Below are 1,459 nucleotides of genomic sequence, written 5' to 3'. Positions count from 1 at the left end.
ATCTCGTTGGCGCGGTTGGCGATCCAGCCGGTGGCGTCGGTGTCCGCGGGGCCGCCGTGCGGAGGGTTGTACTTGAATCCGCCGTCGCCCGGGGGGTTGTGGCTGGGGGTCACCACGATGCCGTCGGCCTGCGGCGCGCCAGGGGCGGCATTGCGGTTGTGCGTCAGGATGGCGTGGCTCAGGGCAGGGGTGGGCGTGTAGCCGTGGCGGGCGTCGATGAGGACGTGCACGCCGTTGGCTGCCAGCACCTCGAGGGCGGAGTTTTGTGCGGGCTCGCTCAGGCCATGGGTGTCCTTGGCCATGTAGAGGGGGCCGGTGATGCCCTGGCCTGCCCGGTATTCCACGATCGCCTGCGTGATGGCGAGGATGTGGGGTTCGTTGAAGGACGCCTTCAGGCTCGATCCCCGATGCCCGGAGGTGCCGAAGGCCACCCGCTGGCCCGGGTCCGAGAGGTCCGGCGAAACGTCGTAGTACGCATCCAAAAGCGCAGTGAGGTCAACAAGGTCTTGGGGTTGGGCAACTGTGCCCGCGCGGCTAGCCATGGCACCAGCATGCCAGACGAGGGCGGGGTGCAACACGGTTTCGCGCCAAACCCGCTCCTGTGACGAAAGAAAACCCGCCAATAGGCCCGGTCCCAAGCCAAGCGTGCGGCGGTACTCTGGATCCAGAGACTTCTTGAGGGGACAAGCCATGACTGAACAGCCAAAACAAGGCAAAGACGAGACCCCGGAGGGCTACCAGCCGACCCTGCGCCTCCCGGACCAGCAACCCGACGTTCCGCCGGGGCAGGCACCACCCGTCGGCCAGGACCAGGGACCGTCGGCGACGCAGCAGTTCGCGCAACCCGAATCCCCGCAGCAGCCCTACCCGGTCCAGCAGCCTCACGCAGGCCAGCAGCCCGACACGGGCGAGCAGCCCCACGTCGGACAGCAGCCCTACACCGGACAACAGCCCTACACCGGCCAGGCGGCGCCTGACCGCGGCCAGTACTCAAGCCCGTACCCCCCGATCTACGGCCAGCCGGCCGCCCCGTATGGCCAGCCGTCGCCGTATGCCCAGCCGGGCAGCCCCAACGCCTACGGCCAGCCCGCGTACTACGGCGCGCCGCCGTCGCCCAAGAGTCTGAGCATCGCCAGCATGTGCTGCGGCATCGCGGCACTGGTGGGATTCGGATTCTTCCTGCTCCCACAGCTGGCCGCCGTGATTCTGGGGCACATGGCCCTGCGGCGCGAACCGGCCGGCCGGGGCATGGCGATCGCCGGCCTGGTGATGGGTTACGTGGGCATCGCCGTCACCATCCTGGTCCTGGTCATTTTTGGACTGGTCATCGGCACCGCGCGCAACAGCGGGTACGGAGCCTAGGTCTGCCCTGTGGCGCCGGAGCCGCGCCTGGTCAGGTTGTCAGCGCAGCCACCAGGGGCTTCGCGTTGGCCTCAAGCCAAGCGCGCCGGCGGTTGAT

1 protein-coding gene and 1 pseudogene are annotated in these 1,459 nt (G+C 68.7%); one reads left to right on the top strand and one right to left on the bottom strand.

From position 1 onward, the window contains the following. Positions 1–542: pseudogene (locus LQV45_RS32005) on the bottom strand (phosphoglucomutase, alpha-D-glucose phosphate-specific); the annotation flags it as partial. 148 nt (positions 543–690) lie between these two features. Here LQV45_RS32005 and LQV45_RS32000 point away from each other — a divergent pair. After that, positions 691–1,362 (top strand): DUF4190 domain-containing protein, encoded by a 672-nt coding sequence (locus LQV45_RS32000; protein ID WP_230011513.1) that lies wholly within the window; start codon positions 691–693, stop codon positions 1,360–1,362. Positions 1,363–1,459: the final 97 nt, after the last annotated feature.

The organism is Microbacterium sp. Bi128 (genome assembly GCF_918698205.1).
This window is presented reverse-complemented; position numbering and strand designations above follow the sequence as displayed.

What these genes read in the sequence shown, in the direction of transcription:
- LQV45_RS32000 (WP_230011513.1), top strand. Translation starts at nt 691, where the DNA reads ATGACTGAACAGCCAAAACAAGGCAAAGACGAGACCCCGGAGGGCTAC.